Source organism: Xanthomonas sp. LF06-19, assembly GCF_034105425.1.
Taxonomy (GTDB): domain Bacteria; phylum Pseudomonadota; class Gammaproteobacteria; order Xanthomonadales; family Xanthomonadaceae; genus Xanthomonas_A; species Xanthomonas_A sontii.
The window spans coordinates 765048-781390 of sequence record NZ_JAXGGH010000001.1 but is presented as its reverse complement, the minus strand read 5'-3'; the positions used below and the strand labels follow the sequence as shown (position 1 = coordinate 781390).

General features: G+C 71.1%; 10 protein-coding genes. 8 read left to right on the top strand and 2 right to left on the bottom strand.

All coding sequences use genetic code 11. From position 1 onward, the window contains the following. The first annotated feature begins 56 nt into the window (after positions 1-56). From bcsB to SLW55_RS03505, 4 genes are all read left to right on the top strand, one after another. Positions 57-2345: a cellulose biosynthesis cyclic di-GMP-binding regulatory protein BcsB gene (gene bcsB / locus SLW55_RS03520; RefSeq protein ID WP_017910603.1), complete on the top strand. Its 2289-nt coding sequence runs from the start codon at positions 57-59 to the stop codon at positions 2343-2345. After that, a complete protein-coding gene (gene bcsZ / locus SLW55_RS03515) occupies positions 2342-3508 on the top strand; it encodes a cellulose synthase complex periplasmic endoglucanase BcsZ (RefSeq protein ID WP_267100343.1) in 1167 nt (388 codons plus the stop codon). Before bcsB ends, bcsZ begins: the two co-directional genes overlap by 4 nt. Then, positions 3496-7974, top strand: a complete 4479-nt coding sequence (locus SLW55_RS03510) for a cellulose synthase subunit BcsC-related outer membrane protein (protein WP_320744579.1) — start codon at positions 3496-3498, stop codon at positions 7972-7974. The genes bcsZ and SLW55_RS03510 overlap by 13 nt, the downstream gene beginning before the upstream one ends. 470 nt (positions 7975-8444) lie before the next feature. Then, positions 8445-8960 (top strand): peptide deformylase, encoded by a 516-nt coding sequence (locus tag SLW55_RS03505; RefSeq protein ID WP_150411280.1) that lies wholly within the window; start codon positions 8445-8447, stop codon positions 8958-8960. Between the two features lie 338 nt (positions 8961-9298). Here SLW55_RS03505 and ettA read toward each other — a convergent pair whose 3' ends face one another. Beyond that, positions 9299-10960, bottom strand: a complete 1662-nt coding sequence (ettA, locus tag SLW55_RS03500; protein ID WP_017908418.1) for an energy-dependent translational throttle protein EttA — start codon at positions 10958-10960, stop codon at positions 9299-9301. Between the two features lie 138 nt (positions 10961-11098). Continuing rightward, entirely contained in the window at positions 11099-12571 is a 1473-nt protein-coding gene (locus SLW55_RS03495) for an MFS transporter (protein WP_320744577.1), read from the bottom strand. Positions 12572-12756: 185 nt separating this feature from the next. Between SLW55_RS03495 and SLW55_RS03490 the strand changes: the two genes are divergently transcribed. From SLW55_RS03490 to nrdR, 4 genes are all read left to right on the top strand, one after another. Continuing rightward, complete coding sequence (locus SLW55_RS03490; protein WP_320744576.1) at positions 12757-13680, top strand: helix-turn-helix transcriptional regulator; 924 nt, start codon at positions 12757-12759, stop codon at positions 13678-13680. 110 nt (positions 13681-13790) lie between these two features. Beyond that, a complete protein-coding gene (locus tag SLW55_RS03485) occupies positions 13791-14315 on the top strand; it encodes an RcnB family protein (RefSeq protein WP_148829930.1) in 525 nt (174 codons plus the stop codon). A gap of 122 nt (positions 14316-14437) precedes the next feature. Further along, positions 14438-15706, top strand: coding sequence for a serine hydroxymethyltransferase (gene glyA / locus SLW55_RS03480; RefSeq protein WP_017912204.1), 1269 nt, complete (start codon positions 14438-14440; stop codon positions 15704-15706). 105 nt (positions 15707-15811) lie between these two features. Further along, on the top strand, positions 15812-16342 hold the full coding sequence (gene nrdR / locus SLW55_RS03475; RefSeq protein WP_010340907.1) for a transcriptional regulator NrdR: 531 nt from the start codon (positions 15812-15814) through the stop codon (positions 16340-16342). Position 16343: the final 1 nt, after the last annotated feature.

The following is a 16343-nucleotide window of genomic DNA, read 5'->3' as shown; positions in this document are numbered from 1 at the left end:
GCCGTTCCATCGTGTCGCGTTCATTCCTATCTTTCACTTCCATCCGGTTGCCGTCGATGCGTCTACCCGCCCTGGCTGCGTGCTGTCTCACGGTTCTCTCCGGCCTCGCCCTGGCCCAGGAGCCGACCCTTCCCGCCACCGCGCAGGCGCCGGCCGCCGCCGCGACCGCCACGCCGCTGCCGTCTCCGGCCGAACGCGAGCGCTCGGCCACGCTCAAGCAACTGGGTGTGGACTACGAGATGACCCTGCGCGGCATCCAGGGCAGCGCCGGTATCGCTTTCAGCACCCGCACCGACGAAGTGGTGCAGGCGGCGAACCTGCATCTGGTCTACAGCTACTCGCCGGCGCTGCTGCCGGACCTGTCGCACCTGAAGGTCAGCGTCAACGGCGTCACCGTGGCGACCCTGCCGGTCAGCCGCGAGAACGCCGGCAAGCTGCAGCAGAGCGACGTGCCGATCGATCCGCGCCTGATCAGCGACTACAACCGGCTCAACCTGCAACTGATCGGCCACTACACCCGCGATTGCGAGGATCCGGACCACACCAGCCTGTGGGCCAACATCGATCCGTCCACGCGGCTGTCGCTGACCGCCACCCCGCTGGTGCTGCGCAACGACCTGGCGCTGCTGCCGGTGCCGTTCTACGACAAGCGCGATACGCGCCGCCTGGAACTGCCGTTCGTGTTCCCGCAGCGCCCGGACCTGGCCACGCTGCGCAGCGCCGGCATCGTCGCCTCCTGGTTCGGCGCGCAGGCCGGCTACCGCGGCGCGTCGTTCGGCGTGGCCATCGGCGACGTGCCGGCCACCGGCAACGCGGTGCTGTTCGCCACCGCCGCGACGCTGCCGGCGGAGCTGGCCGCGACCCAGGCCGGCCTGACCGAGATCGCCGGCCCGACCCTGGCGATGATCACCAATCCGCGCGATGCCACCGGCAAGCTGCTGCTGGTGCTGGGCCGCAACGACAACGACCTGCAGCAGGCCGCCACCGCGCTGAGCCTGGGCACGCCGTTCAACGGCCCGGTGGCGCGCATCGGCGAACTCAAGCCGGCGCAGCCGCGCAAGCCCTACGACGCGCCCAACTGGATCTCCGGCGACAAGCCGGTGCGCTTCGGCGATCTGGTCGCGCAGACCTCGCAGTTGAACGTCAGCGGCTACCACCCCGACCTGATCCGGGTCGGCCTGCAGCTGCCGCCGGATCTGTTCGTGTGGCAGCGCGACGGCATCCCGGTCAACCTGCGTTATCGCTACACGGTGCCGGAGACGCAGAACAAGTCGGCGCTCAACGTCAGCATCAACGATGCCTTCGTCACCACGCTGCCGCTCAACGGCCACGCCTATGCCGAGTCGCTGCCGCTGCGCTGGTGGCACGAACTCTCGCCCAAGGGGGCGATGCCGGTGGAGCAGAAACTGCTGCTGCCGACCGGGCCGTTCTCGGCCAACAGCCAGCTGCGTTTCCACTTCTTCTTCGACCGCCCGCAGGCGGAGGCGTGCAAGAACACCTTCCCCGACGTGTCCGGCGCGATCGATGCCGATTCCAGCGTGGACCTGCGCTCGTTCCATCACTACATGGCGATGCCGAACCTGGCCGCGTTCGGCAATGCCGGCTTCCCGTTCACGCGCCTGGCCGACCTGTCCGAGTCCACCGTGGTGGTGCCGGACGAGATCGGCGACCAGGACATGGCCAACCTGCTGACCCTGCTCGGCCGGCTCGGCGCGTCCACCGGCTACCCGGCGCTGCGGGTGACACTGATCCATGCCGCCGAGGTCGACAAGCACGCCGACAGCGACCTGCTGGTGTTCGGCAGCCTGCGCTCGCAACCGCTGTTCCAGCGCTGGAGCGCGGCGCTGCCGATCGGCGACGGCGCCAGCGGGCGGCGCTTTGCGATGAGCGACTGGGTGCTGGACAAGCTGCCCGGCTTCCTGTCGTTCGATGCGCGCCGCACCGACCTGCCGACCACCGCCGAGGTGGCGGTGAAGCCGGCACCCGGCGACGTGGTGCTGATGGGCTTCCAGTCGCCGCTGAAGGCCGGGCGCAGCGTGGTCGCGCTGCTGGCCGAGGACCCGGCCAGCGTCGAGGACTTCTTCGACGCCTGGCTGGAGCCGGCCACGCTGAAGGACTTCCAGGGCAGCGTGGTGCTGCTGCAGAAGGGCAAGGTGCGCAGCCTGGCCGGTAACCAGACCTACTATGTCGGTCACCTGCCGCTGCCGACCTGGGCGCGCTGGTACTTCTCGCAGCACCCGCTGTTGCTGGGCCTGGCGGTGGTGCTGCTGAGCGTGTTGCTGGCGCTGGCCGCGCGCGTGGTGCTGCGCCGGCATTCGGCGGCGCGGCTGCAGGCAGGGCAGTGAACGGACACACCGGCCAACGCCGACGCCTGCTCGGCGGCCTGCTCGCCGCCGGTGCGGCGACGCTGCTGCCGCCGGCGCGCGCCGCGCTGGCGGCGGCGCCGGCCTGCGCGCCGTGGCGCGAGTGGATCGCGTTCGTCGGCAAGCACCTCGATGCCAGCGGGCGGGTGATCGATTTCCAGCATGCCGACCAGCGCAGCACCTCCGAAGGCCAGTCCTACGCGCTGTTCTTCGCGCTGGTGGCCAACGACCAAGTGCTGTTCGAGCGCGTGCTCGGCTGGACCCGGCACAACCTGTGCGGCGGCCGCCCGCAGCAGGTGCTGCCGGCCTGGCTGTGGGGCCGCGCCAGCGACGGCAGCTGGCGCGTGCTCGACGGCAACAGCGCCAGCGACGCGGACCTGTGGATCGCCTACGTGCTGCTCGAGGCCGGGCGCCTGTGGCAACGGCCCGGCTACACCCAGGCCGGTCTGCAGATGCTGGCGCTGGTGCGACGCACCGAGCTGGCCGAGCTGCCCGGGTTCGGCAGCATGCTGCTGCCGGCGGCCAAGGGGTTCGTCAGGCCGCAACGCTGGACGCTCAACCCCAGTTACCTGCCGCTGCAGTTGCTGCGGCGCTTCGCCGCGGTCGATCCGAAGGGACCGTGGGCCGGCCTGGCCACGCGCAGCGCACGGATGCTGCGCGACAGCGCGCCGGTCGGCTTCGCGCCGGACTGGACCGCCTGGGACGGCCGCGCGTTCGGCATCGACCCCGACAAGGGCGCGATCGGCAGCTACGACGCCATCCGCGTGTACCTGTGGGCCGGCATGCTCGATGCCGCCGATCCGCTGCGCAAGGCGCTGCTCGACGACCTGTCCGGCCCGCTGCAGCAACTGCGCGCGCAGGGCCGTCTCGACGAGAAGATCGACAGCCGTCAGGGCGTCGGCAGCGGCCAGGCGCCGCCCGGCTTCGCCGCGGCCCTGCTGCCGTACCTGAGCGCGCTGCGCGAACCGGCGCTGCTCCAGGCGCAGGCGCAACGCATTCCCGCGCCCGGCGACGCCGCCGCGGCACGGCTTCCCTACTACGACCGGGTGCTGATCCTGTTCGGACGCGCCTGGCTCGACAACCGCTACCGCTTTTCCGCAGACGGCGCGCTGCAGCCCGCCTGGAGAACCCAATGCTCCGCATGAACCTCAAACCCCTGTACCTGGCCGGCATGATCGACCTGTGCCTGCTCGCCGGCAGCGCGCACGCGCAGAACGCCGACGCCACCCAGCAACTGGTCAGCCAGGGCAACTACTGGCACGACCAGGGCCGCGACGATCTCGCCGCCGACGCCTGGCGCAAGCTGCTGCGGGTCGACCCGAACCAGCCCGACGCCCTGCTCGGCCTGGCCCAGATCGATCTGGCGCAGGGCCGCCAGACCGACGCGCGCAAGCGCCTGGCGCAGCTGCAGAAGGCGCATCCGCAGGCGCCGCAGACCCAGCGCCTGGCCATGTCGATCGGCGGCACCGGCGATAACATCGACCTGCGCAACGCGCGCCGCGCCGCCGCCGCCGGCCGCTACGTGGACGCGGTGCGCGCCTACCAGGCGCTGTTCGACGGCAAGGGCCCGCCGGACTCGCTGGCGCTGGAGTACTACCAGGCGCTGGCCGGCACCCCGCAGGGCTGGGACGGCGCACGCGACGGCCTGCGCCGCCTGGCTGCCGCGCAGCCGGACAACACCGCCGCGGCGCTGGCGCTGGCGCAGGTGCAGACCTACCGGGAACCGTCGCGGCGCGAGGGCATCGCCCAGCTCGCCGCGCTGAGCAAGCGCGCCGATGTCGCCGGTCCCGCGCGTGCCGGCTGGCGCCAGGCGCTGCTGTGGCTCAATGCCGGCCCCGCCGATGCGCCGCTGTACCAGGCGTTCCTGGCCGCCAATCCGAACGATGCCGAGATCGCCAAGAAGGCCGCGCAACTGCAGGAGCGCCGCGCGCAAGGCGGCGATCCGGCCGGCGAACAGCTGGGCGAAGGCTTCAAGGCGCTCAACGCCGGCAACCTGGCGCTGGCCGAACAGCGCTTCGCGCAGGTGCTGCGCGCGCGTCCGCGCGATGCCGAGGCGCTCGGTGGCCTGGGCTCGGTGCGGCTGCGCCAGCAGCGCTTCGGCGAAGCGCAGGAACTGCTGCGCCCGGCCGCGGCCGCCAACGGCAAGTGGCGCAGCGCGCTGGACAGCGCGCGCTACTGGCTGCAGCTGCAGCAGGCGCAGGCCGCGCGCACCCGCGGCGACACCGACGCCGCGCTGCGCCTGGTCCAGCAGGCGGTCAAGCTCAAGCCCGAGGAGGCCGCCGGCTACGCGTTGCTGGGCGACCTGCAGTCGGCCAGCGATGCCGCCGCCGCCGAAAAGAGCTACCGCGAGGCGCTGCGCCTGCATGCCGACGATGCCGGCGCGCTGCAGGGCCTGATCGCCCTGTACAGCCGCCAGGGCCGCGCCAACGAGGCCAATGCGCTGTTCGCCAGGCTCAGCCCGGCGCAGCGCCAGCAGGCCGGCGGCGAGTCCGCGCTGAAAGCCAACCTGCAGCGCGCCCGCGCGCAGCAGGCGCTGGAGGCCGGCGACACCGTCACCGCGCAGAGCGAGCTGGAAAAGGCGATGGTCGACAACCCGGGCGATCCGTGGGTGCGGCTGGACCTGGCGCGCCTGTACCAGCAGGCCGGGCGTCCGGACCAGGCGCGCAGCGTCATGGACGGCCTGCTCGCAGTGCACGGCGACATGCCCGAGGCGCTGTACGCCAATGCGCTGCTGGCGCAGGAACGCGGCGACTGGGCCAGCGCCTACGCCAGCCTGGAACGCATTCCGGCCAATGCCCGCACCGCCGAGATGAGCGCGCTGCGCAACACCGCCTGGGTCGAACAGCAGGCGGCCACGGCGCGCCTGCTGCAGCAGCAGGGCCGCGGTGGCGAAGCGCAGTTGCTGCTGGGCCGCACCGAGGCCGCGCTGGGCGACGCGCTGGAACAGCCGGCGCTGCTGGCGGCGATGGCCGGCGCCTATGCCGACATCGGCAGCAACCAGCGCGCGCTGACCCTGGCGCAGCGCCTGGTCGCGCAGAACCCCTCCACCGAGGCGCGCCTGCAATACGCCGGCGTGCTGCTGCGCGCGCACCAGGACGCGGAACTGGCGGCGACCCTGCGCCAGCTGCGCGACAGCGACATGAGCGCCGAGCAGCAGCGCCGCTACCAGGCGCTGCGCAGCGGCTACGTGCTGCGCCAGGTCGATGCCCTGCGCGAACTCGGCAACCTCGAAGCCGCCTACGACGCGCTGGCGCCGCTGCTGGCGCAGCAGAACCAGGATCCGCAGGCGGTGGCCGCGTTGGCACGGCTGTACGCCGCCGCCGGCGACCAGCGCCAGGCGCTGGTGTTGTATCAGCAGCAACTGCAGCAGTCGCCCAACGACCTGGACACGCTGATCGCCGCGGCCAACACCGCCGCCGCGCTGCGCGACCTGCACAGCGCCGAGGACTACCTGCAGCGCGCGCTGGCGCAGGCGCCGGATTCGCCGCAGGTGCTTGGCGCCGCCGGCCGCGTGTACCGCAGCGCCGGCAAGAACCGCAAGGCCGAGAGCTACTTCCGCGCCGCACTGGCGGCGCAGGCGCGCGAGGCGGGCCAGTACGACAACGGCCTGCCGGCTGCCAACGGCCCGGCGTCCTACGCCGCTGCCGGGCGCCCGCTCAATCCGTTCGCCGGCATGAACGGACGCATGCCGCGCAGCGCCGCGGTGGTGTCCGACCGCCTCGGCGGCGGCGTGCCGGCCCCGGCCTACGCGGCGTCCGCGCTGCCGGCGTCCGCGCCGGCCGTGGCCGCCGGCGACGACCTGCCGCCGCCGGCCAGCGCCAGCGCCGTCGGCGTGGCCCTGGCCGCGTTGCCGGTGCCGGGCCAGCGCAGCGCCGCCCGCAGCGTGCCGCGCGACCTGCCCGACGACGGGCTGCTGGCCGCGGCGCCGCGCGCGTCCCTGCGCCAGCCGGCCGCGCCGGTCAGCGCCGGCGGCGGTTCAACCGTGCTCGACGAACTGCGCGAGGTGCAGGCCGAGAACAGCGACAGCCTCGCCACCGGCGCCAGCTACCGCGCCCGCGACGGCGAGGCCGGCCTGGGCCGGCTGCGCGATCTGGAAGTGCCGCTGCACGGCGAGTTCGCGGTGGGCGAGGGCAAGCTGCAGGTCGACGTCACCCCGACCCTGCTCGACGCCGGCACGCTCGGCACCGGCTACGCCACCGCCAGCCGTTTCGGCGCCGGCCCGGCCGCGGCGATGGGCGATGCCCTGGCCGCCGACCGCACGCCGATCGACAGCCTGGTCGGCAGCGACCTGTACCAACTGCTGCTCACCGAGGGCAACAGCAACGCCACCCGCAACGCGCTGCGCACCTATGCGGTCAACACCGGGCTGTACAACAAGCTGTTCAACGACACCGACCCGGCGCTGACCAACGCACAGCGCGAGGCGGCAGCGCTGCAGGCGCTGTACGCCGAGCCGCTGTCGGCGTTCCTGCTCGGCAACACCGCCGCCGACACCGCGATCGGCACGCTGGCCAGCGCCATCCTCGGCGACGCCTCGCGCAGCGCCGACCTCAGCGCCGCCGACATCGCCCGCTTCCGCAACCTCGCCGCCAACCCCACCGCCGCGGCGCTGACCCCGGCCGGCTTCAGCCAGGCGCTGTACACCATGGCCGCCAATGGCAACGGGGCGCGGCGCATGGACCAGGACGCGCGTGGCGTCGGCATGGCGGTGACTTACAAGAACGGCGGCTTCAGCGCCGACCTGGGCAGCACCCCGGTCGGCTTCCCCGAGCGTCGCATCGTCGGTGGCGTCGGTTACCGCGGCCAGGCCGGCGACAACCTCACCTATTCCGGCCAGGTGTTCCGCCGCGCCGTCAGCGACAGCCTGCTGTCCTTCGGCGGCGTCGACGACGGCCGCGCCGGACTCGGCTGGGGCGGCGTGACCAGCAACGGCCTGCGCCTGTCGGCCACCCTCGACAACGGCCTGCTCGGCGGCTACGCCAGCGTCACTGCCGACCGCCTGGTCGGCCGCAACGTCGCCAGCAACGACCATCGCCAGGTCGACCTGGGCGTGTACGTGCACGCGCTGGACACCGAGAACCAGGCGCTGACCGCCGGCCTCAACCTGACCGCGATGCAGTACGACAAGAACCTGGGCGGCTACACCTACGGCCAGGGCGGCTATTTCAGCCCGCAGGACTACGTGGACCTGGGCTTCCCGGTGCACTGGAGCGGCCGCACCGCCGGGCGCACGGTCAACTGGAGCGTGGACGCCAGCGTCGGCGTGCAGCATTTCCGCAGCGACGACAGCCCGTACTTCCCGACCAGCGCGCAGATGCAGCAGGCCGCCTACGACGCCGCCTCGCTGGCCGCGCTGCTGGGCCTGACCGACCGCTACGTCGCGCCGGTCTATGCCGGGCAGAGCAAGACCGGCATGTCCTACAACATCGCCGGCGCGGCCGAATGGCAGATCGCCCCGCAGCTGTTCCTGGGCGGCCGCCTGCTGCTGAACAACGCCCGCGACTACACCCAGTTCAGCACCAACCTCTACGTGCGCTTCGTGCTCGACCGGCTCGGCGCCGGCCTCGGCCGCCGCCCGCAGGTGCTGGCCTCGCCGTACGTGCCGGAGTAGGGCGCGCGCCGCGCGGAGACCGGTGCAGGCGTCAACTGTCGTACAGCCGCGACAAGCGGCACCGAAACCCGACTGACACCCTCCGTCGTCAGGACTGAAGTCCCTCCCACAAGGATGCCCCGCGCATCCCTGTGGGAGCGACGTCAGGCGGGCGTCACGTGTGCACATCCATCTCGGCGGATGGCCCACGGCGCTGCGGAACCACGCGTGACGGAACGCGCGCTACGCTGGCTGGGTGCACGGTGGAAGGGACTTCAGTCCCGACGCATTGCGCCATCGGCAAGCGCGCCACGCCGGGCGTCGCGGCTGCAGGACAGTTCACGCCTGCAGAATTCGCCAAGCGCTTTGCCGCAACACGGGGATTGCACCGCGGCGTGTCGCAGTCGGGGCAGGGGAGGCCGCAGCCGGGCTGCACGCGTCGCCGCCACGGCGGATAATCGCGGCCATTCCCCGCTGCCAGGAGTCCGCACATGATCCGCGACATCATCCGCATGGGCGACCCGCGTCTGCTGCGCCAGGCGCCGCCGGTCACCGATTTCGACAGCGCGCAACTGCATGCGCTGGTCGCCGACATGTTCGAGACCATGGACGCCGCGCGCGGCGTCGGCCTGGCCGCGCCGCAGATCGCGGTGGATCTGCAGTTGATGGTGTTCGGCTTCGAGCGCAGCGCGCGCTATCCGGACGCGCCGCCGGTGCCGCGCACCGCCCTGGCCAACGTGGAGATCGAGCCGCTGTCCGACGACCTGGAGGATGGCTGGGAAGGCTGCCTGTCCATTCCCGGGCTGCGCGCGGTGATTCCGCGCTACCGGCACATCCGCTACCGCGGCGTGCTGCCGGACGGCACCCCGCTGCAGCGCGAGGCCGAGGGCTTCCACGCCCGCGTGGTGCAGCACGAGCACGACCACCTGATCGGCCGCCTGTATCCCTCGCGCATCCGCGACTTCGACAGGTTCGGTTTCGAGGACGTGCTGTCCTACGACTTGTAGTGCCGGGATGCCCCCGCGTTGGCGATGCGTAGCGCTCACTTCCGCATGCGTGCAGTGCCACGCGCTTGTAGGAGCGCTCCAGTCGCGACGGTTTTACCGGTAAGGCCCATCGCGACACAGGGACGTGCAACGAACTCGGCGGGTGCACTGTGGGAGGGACTTCAGTCCCGACGCATTGCGCCATCGGAAAGCGCACCGCTTCGCGTGTCGCCGTTGTATGACAGTCGACTCCCGCAGACTCCCGGAGCCAGAGAGCGGACCCACCCGACAGTCAGCCAAAACGCGCACGGCCCGCGCGAAGCGGGCCGTGGCGGGTGCTGCCAGAAACGCGCTGCGGCTTACTTCAGCGCCTTGAAACGCAGGCGCTTGGGGCCGGCGTCGTCGCCGAGGCGGCGCTTCTTGTCTTCCTCGTACTCGCGGTAGTTGCCCTGGAAGAACTCCACGTGCGAGTCGCCCTCGAAGGCGAGGATGTGGGTGGCGATGCGGTCCAGGAACCAGCGATCGTGCGAGATCACGAAGGTGTTGCCCGGGAACTCCAGCAGCGCGTCTTCCAGCGCGCGCAGGGTTTCGATGTCCAGGTCGTTGGACGGTTCGTCGAGCAGCAGCACGTTGCCGCCCTGCAGCAGGGTCTTGGCCATGTGCAGGCGGCCGCGCTCGCCGCCGGACAGCGAACCGACCATCTTCTGCTGGTCCTGGCCCTTGAAGTTGAAGCGGCCGATGTAGGCGCGCGACTGGATCTCCACGCCGTTGATGTTGAGGATGTCCAGGCCGCCGGAAATCTCCTGGAACACGTTGTGGTTGCCTTCCAGCTTGTCGCGGCTCTGGTCCACGTACGACAGCTGCACGGTCGGGCCGACCACGATCTCGCCCGAATCCGGCTTCTCCTGCCCGGTGATCATCTTGAACAGGGTCGACTTGCCGGCGCCGTTGGGGCCGATGATGCCGACGATGGCGCCCGGCGGGATGATCATCGACAGGTTGTCGATCAGCAGGCGGTCGCCGAACTTCTTGGAGACGTTCTTGAACTCCATCACCGAGTTGCCCAGGCGCTCGCCCGGCGGGATGAAGATTTCGTTGGTCTCGTTGCGCTTCTGGTAATCGACCGACTGCAGTTCGTCCAGGCGCGCCAGACGTGCCTTGCCCTTGGAGCGGCCGCCCTTGGCGTTCTGCCGGGCCCACTCCAGTTCCTTCTGGATCGCCTTCTGCCGCGCCTTCTCCTGGTTCTCTTCCTGCTTCAGGCGCTCGTCCTTCTGCATCAGCCATTCGGTGTAGTTGCCCTTCCACGGAATGCCGCGGCCGCGGTCCAGTTCCAGGATCCATTCGGCGGCGTTGTCGAGGAAGTAGCGATCGTGGGTGACCGCGACCACGGTGCCGGTGTAGCGCGCCAGGAACTGCTCCAGCCACTCCACCGACTCGGCGTCGAGGTGGTTGGTCGGTTCGTCGAGCAGCAGCATGTCCGGCTTCTGCAGCAGCAGCCGGCACAGCGCCACGCGGCGCTTCTCGCCGCCGGACAGGTTGGCGATCTTGGCGTCCCACGGCGGCAGCCGCAGCGCGTCGGCGGCCACGTCGAGCTGGTTCTCCAGGGTGTGCGCGTCGCCGGCGGCCAGGATCGCCTCCAGGCGCTCCTGTTCCTTGGCCAGCGCGTCGAAATCGGCGCCTTCCTCGGCATAGGCGGCGTACACCGCTTCCAGCGCGGCCTGCGCCTGCAGCACTTCGCCCACGCCTTCCTCGACCGACTCGCGCACGGTCTTGTTCGGGTCCAGCTCCGGCTCCTGCGCCAGGTAGCCGACCTTGGTGCCGGGCTGCGGACGCGCCTCGCCTTCGAAATCGGTGTCCACGCCGGCCATGATCTTCAGCACGGTGGACTTGCCGGCGCCGTTGAGGCCGAGCAGGCCGATCTTGGCGCCGGGGAAGAACGACAGCGAGATGTCCTTGATGATCTGGCGCTTGGGCGGCACGGTCTTGCTGACCCGGTTCATGGTGTAGATGTATTGCGACATGGCGGCTCCAAAGGCGCAGGGCGCCCGCCGGCCGGCGGCCGGAGGGCGTCGAAAGGGATGGCGGATTATAGCCGGACGGCCGCCGGCATTCGTTGCCGCACGGTGGCGGCGGCAGACGCGCGGGCGGTGCCGCGCGGGCTACTCGGCGATCGGCGGCAGCGCTGCGCTCGGTGCCGTCGCCGTTTCCCCCGCGCGGCGCTGCCCGCGCAGATAGAACAGTGCGCAGATCACCAGCACCAGCATCGCCAGCCACTCGCTGTGCAGCGCCGCCTGCATCGCGGCCAGGCTGCCGCCACCGCGGGCGTGGGCGTAGATCGCGCCGAGTGCTGCCGGGCCCAGGCCCATCGCCGCCTGCAGGATGGTGGAGAGCATGGCGCTGCCCGCGCCTGCATGGTCGGTGGGCACCTGCGACAGGCCGATGCGGTAGAAGCTGGCCACGATCCAGGCCTGGCCGGCACCGATCAGTGCGGTCGCCGGGGCCAGGTTGCCCGCGCCCGGATGCGGCCACACGGCGTGCAGCGTCCAGCCCAGCGCCAGCAGGCCCAGCATCTGCACCAGGCAGCCCAGCAGCAGCGTCGGCACCGGGCCGCAGCGCGCCGCCACGCGGGCGCTGACCAGCGCGGAGGCGAAGTAGGCCGCGCCCAGCACGATGAACGCATTGCCGGACTGCAGCGGCGAGAGGCCGGCGCCGGTCTGCAGGGTCAGCGCCAGCACGAACATGAAACCGCTCCAGCAGGTGAAGAACACCCCGCCCACCAGCAGCGCGAAGCGCACGCTGGGCAGCCGCAGCAGGGCCGGCGGCAGTAGCGGCGTGCGCCCGCGGCGTTCCTGCCACAGTTCGACCCGGGCCAGCGCCGCCAGCAGCGGCAGGCACGCGGCCAGCACCGCCAGGCACACCGGCGGCCAGTGCAGGGAAGGGCCCAGCGCCAATGGCAGCAGCAGGCAGGCCAGGAACAGCCCCAGCAGCCCGGCGCCGGCCAGGTCGGGCGGCATCCGCCGTGCCGCGCGGGTCTCCGGGACGGCGCGCAGGCAGGCCAGCGCCAGCAGGCAGAACGGCAGGTTGATCAGAAACACGCTGCGCCAGCCGGATCCGGCGATGTCCGCGCTGACCAGCGAGCCGCCCAGCACCTGGCCGATGACGAAGGCGATGCCGCCCAGCGAGCCGTACAGCGCCAATGCCCGCGCGTGTGCCTTGCCGTGCAGGCTGACGTGGATGGTGGCCAGAATCTGCGGCACCGCCAGCGCCGCCCCCAGTCCCTGCAGGATGCGGCCGGCCAGCAGGGCCGGGACCGAACCGGCCACCCCGCACAGCAACGAGGCCAGGCCGAACAGCAGCACGCCGGCACCGAACACGCGGCGCCGGCCGAGGTTGTCGCCGAGCCGGCCGCCCGCCGCCAGGCCCACCGCGAAGGCGACGCCGTAGACGGCCACGATCAGCTCCAGCTGGGTCGCCGACGCGTGCAGCGTGTGGGCGATCGAGCCGAGCGCGACATTGAGGATGGAGAAATCGATCAGCGGCAGCATCTGCCCGATCAGCAGGATGCCGAGGCCGCGGTGGCTCAGGGTGGAGGTGGTGGCGGGCATGGCGGAGGCGGGGGAGGGTGTGGTCATGGCGCGCAGTATGGTGAGTCGATAAACTGGTACAAGGACTCATTTATCCTGGTACTGGAGCTGCCTCCCTGGTGTCCCGAACAATCGCGTCGGGGCGCCGTCTCCTGCGGCGCGACAGACACGCCTGCGCCGCCTGTCGACGCGGCGTCGTCGGGCACCGGCGGACAGCAAAAGTGGAGAAGACGATGCAACCGGACCTCGCGCATTCCACCTCCAGGCCGGAGCGGGCGGTCGCGCATGCTACGTCGGGCCCGGCCCTGGCCAGCGAGCGTGCCCGCGCGCTGGGCGCCTTCCTGCGCGCCCGCCGCGAGAGCCTGGACCCGGCGCGGCTGGCGCTCCCGCGCGGCGGCAGGCGCCGCACCCCCGGCCTGCGCCGCGAGGAAGTGGCCTTGCTCGCCGATGTCGGCGTGACCTGGTACACCTGGCTGGAGCAGGGGCGCCCGGTCCGCGCCTCGGCGCGCGTGCTGACCGCTATCGCCCGCGCCCTGCAGTGTTCGGAGGTCGAAACCGCGCACGTGCTGGCGCTGGCGGGATTGGGCGAGACCACGGCCCTGGCGCCGCCGCCGTGCCAACGCCTCACCGGCACCGGGCGCATGCTGCTGGACCAGCTCGGCCCGTGGCCGGCAATGCTGCAGACCCCGCGCTTCGACATCCTCGGCGCCAACCCGGCCTTCGAGCGGCTGATGGGCGTGACCCTGGCCGACCTGGCGGACGCTGATCGCAACTGCGTCTATCAGGCCTTCACCAATCCGCGCTGGCGCGACGCATTGCTCGATCGCCAGGACGTGCTGCAGCACATGGTGGCGTTGCTGCGCGCGGCGATGGCCGAACACCTGGGCGAGCCGGAATGGGAGGCGCTGCTGGCGCGCTACCGCGCGGCCTCTCCCGAGTTCGATGCGCTGTGGCGGCAGCGGCGCGAGGTGCGCGGCGTGGAGAACCAGCTCAAGCGCTTCCGCCATCCGCAGGAAGGCGAGCTGCGCCTGCAGCAGGTCAACTGGTGGTCGGCGCCGCGCAACGGCAACCGCCTGGTGGTCTATTTGCCAGCCGATGACACGGCGCAGGCGGCGCTGTTGCGCCTGCACGCGCAGGCCGGAAATGCCGCTGGATGAACGCTTTCCCAGCCCGATCCGTGAAGCTGAATACGTAACCGATTCCAGCAGGAGACGGTTCAGACGAAAACGGCCTAAATGCAACCGCCACACCACGTGACGGAGTTGCCATGAACATGAAACGCATTGCCACAATCGCCCTCTCGTCCGCGCTGGCGCTGGGTTTCATGGCGCCACCCGCGTTCGCCTGGGGTCCGGGCGGCCCGGGTCCCGGTCCGGGCTGGGGCCCGCCGGGTCCTCCGGGTCCTCCGGGTCCTCCGGGGCCGCCGCCCCCGCCGCCGGGACCGGGTCCGCGCGACCATGGCTGGTACGACCGCGGCTACCGCGATGCCGATCGCGAGCGCTACTGGCGCGACCGTGAGCGCGACCGCCGCGACGCCCGTCGCGCCTACGACCGCGGCTACCGCGACGGCTATCGCAACGGTCCGGACGTCGTCTACTACCGCCCGGGCCCGCCGCGCTGGGCGCGCGGCCAGCGCTACTACGGCCCGAACTACGTGGTCTACGACTACGACCGTTACCAGGTCCGGCGCCCGCCGTACGGCTACCGCTGGGTGCGCGACGACACCGGCAACCTGCTGCTGGTCGCCATCGCCACCGGCATCATCGCCGATCTGGTGCTCAGCGGCCGCTGAGCCCTGCTGCGGCATCGCCAGACGGCCTCCTTCGGGAGGCCGTCTGCGTTTTGGTTCGCCCTCGGCCGCGCGCGGGGCTTAAACTAGTCGTCTGCCTTCTGTCCATGCCCCCCGGAGACCCGATGTTCCCGCGCGACGCCCGCATCGAAACCTACGATCCCGACCTGGCCCGCGCCATCGCCGCCGAAGCCGGCCGCCAGGAAGACCACGTCGAGCTGATCGCCAGCGAGAACTACTGCAGCCCGCTGGTCATGGAAGCGCAAGGCAGCCAGCTGACCAACAAGTACGCCGAAGGCTATCCGGGCAAGCGCTACTACGGCGGTTGCGAATTCGTCGACGTCGCCGAGCAGCTGGCCATCGACCGGGTCAAGCAACTGTTCGGCGCCGACTACGCCAACGTGCAGCCGCACAGCGGCTCGCAGGCCAACCAGGCGGTGTACTTCGCGCTGCTGCAGCCGGGCGACACCATCCTCGGCATGTCGCTGGCGCACGGTGGCCACCTGACCCACGGCGCCAAGGTCAACGCCTCCGGCAAGCTGTTCAACGCCGTGCAGTACGGCGTCGACGACCAGGGCCTGATCGACTACGACGAAGTCGAGCGCCTGGCCGTGGAGCACAAGCCGAAGATGGTGGTGGCGGGCTTCTCCGCCTACTCGCAGGTGATCGACTGGGCGCGCTTCCGCGCCATCGCCGACAAGGTCGGTGCTTACTTCTTCGTGGACATGGCGCACGTGGCCGGCTTGGTCGCCGCCGGTGTCTATCCGACCCCGCTGCCGCACGCGCACGTGGTCACCTCCACCACCCACAAGACCCTGCGCGGCCCGCGTGGCGGCATCATCGTCGCCAGTGCCGCCGGCGCCGGCGACAAGCTCGAGGATCTGTCCAAGAAGCTGCAGTCGATCGTGTTCCCCGGCATCCAGGGCGGCCCGCTGATGCACGTGATCGCCGCCAAGGCGGTGGCGTTCAAGGAAGCGCTGGAGCCGGAATTCACCCGCTACCAGCAGCAGGTGGTGAAGAACGCCCAGGCCATGGCCAAGACCCTGATCGCGCGCGGCTACAAGATCGTCTCCGGCGGCACCGAGAACCACCTGATGCTGGTGGACATGATCGGCCGCGACGTCTCCGGCAAGGACGCGGAAGCGGCGCTGGGCAAGGCCCACATCACCGTCAACAAGAACTCGGTGCCCAACGACCCGCGCTCGCCGTTCGTGACCTCGGGCCTGCGCCTGGGCACCCCGGCGATCACCACCCGCGGCTACCAGGAACAGGATTGCGTCGACCTGGCCAACTGGATCGCCGACGTGCTCGACGCCCCGGCCGACGACACCGTGCTGGCGCGCGTGCGCGACGCGGTGACCGCGCAGTGCCGCAAGTATCCGGTGTATGGCTGAGAAGCCGGGATTGGGGATTGGGGATTCGGGATTGGGCGTAAGCTCGGCTCCTGAGGTTTCTGCTTTTTCCAATCCCCAATCCCCAATCCCCAATCCCAGCCCCTGATGCACTGCCCCTTCTGCCAGCACACCGATACCCGGGTGATCGATTCGCGCGTGTCCGAGGATGGCGCGACGATCCGTCGGCGTCGCGAGTGCGAGGCCTGCGGCGAGCGCTTCAGCACGCTGGAGACGATCGAACTCAAGCTGCCGACGGTGATCAAGAGCGACGGCGGCCGCGAGGCGTTCGATGCGCGCAAGCTGCGCACCAGCTTCGACCGCGCGCTGCAGAAGCGGCCGGTGGCCGAGGAGCAGATCGAGGCAGCGGTGCGCGCGGTGGTGCATCAGTTGCGCATGTCCGGCGAGCGCGAACTGCCTTCGATCCGGGTCGGCGAGTACGTGATGGCCGAGCTGCGCAAGCTCGACCACGTCGGCTACGTGCGCTTCGCCTCGGTGTACCGCAGCTTCCAGGACGTGGCCGATTTCCGCGAGGAGATCGAGAAGCTCGAGCGCGAGTTGCCGGTGGGCAGCGAGCAGTTGCCGCTGCTGGACCTGGTGCGCGCGGCCAAGCCGGGCGACAAGACCGGCAAGCGCTGAG

Excerpts from the sequence above, each read along its gene's own strand:
- bcsB (WP_017910603.1), top strand. The coding sequence starts at position 57 with ATGCGTCTACCCGCCCTGGCTGCGTGCTGTCTCACGGTTCTCTCCGGC.
- SLW55_RS03510 (WP_320744579.1), top strand. The coding sequence starts at position 3,496 with ATGCTCCGCATGAACCTCAAACCCCTGTACCTGGCCGGCATGATCGAC.
- SLW55_RS03505 (WP_150411280.1), top strand. The coding sequence starts at position 8,445 with ATGATCCGCGACATCATCCGCATGGGCGACCCGCGTCTGCTGCGCCAG.
- ettA (WP_017908418.1), bottom strand. The coding sequence starts at position 10,960 with ATGTCGCAATACATCTACACCATGAACCGGGTCAGCAAGACCGTGCCG.
- SLW55_RS03495 (WP_320744577.1), bottom strand. The coding sequence starts at position 12,571 with ATGACCACACCCTCCCCCGCCTCCGCCATGCCCGCCACCACCTCCACC.
- SLW55_RS03490 (WP_320744576.1), top strand. The coding sequence starts at position 12,757 with ATGCAACCGGACCTCGCGCATTCCACCTCCAGGCCGGAGCGGGCGGTC.
- SLW55_RS03485 (WP_148829930.1), top strand. The coding sequence starts at position 13,791 with ATGAACATGAAACGCATTGCCACAATCGCCCTCTCGTCCGCGCTGGCG.
- glyA (WP_017912204.1), top strand. The coding sequence starts at position 14,438 with ATGTTCCCGCGCGACGCCCGCATCGAAACCTACGATCCCGACCTGGCC.
- nrdR (WP_010340907.1), top strand. The coding sequence starts at position 15,812 with ATGCACTGCCCCTTCTGCCAGCACACCGATACCCGGGTGATCGATTCG.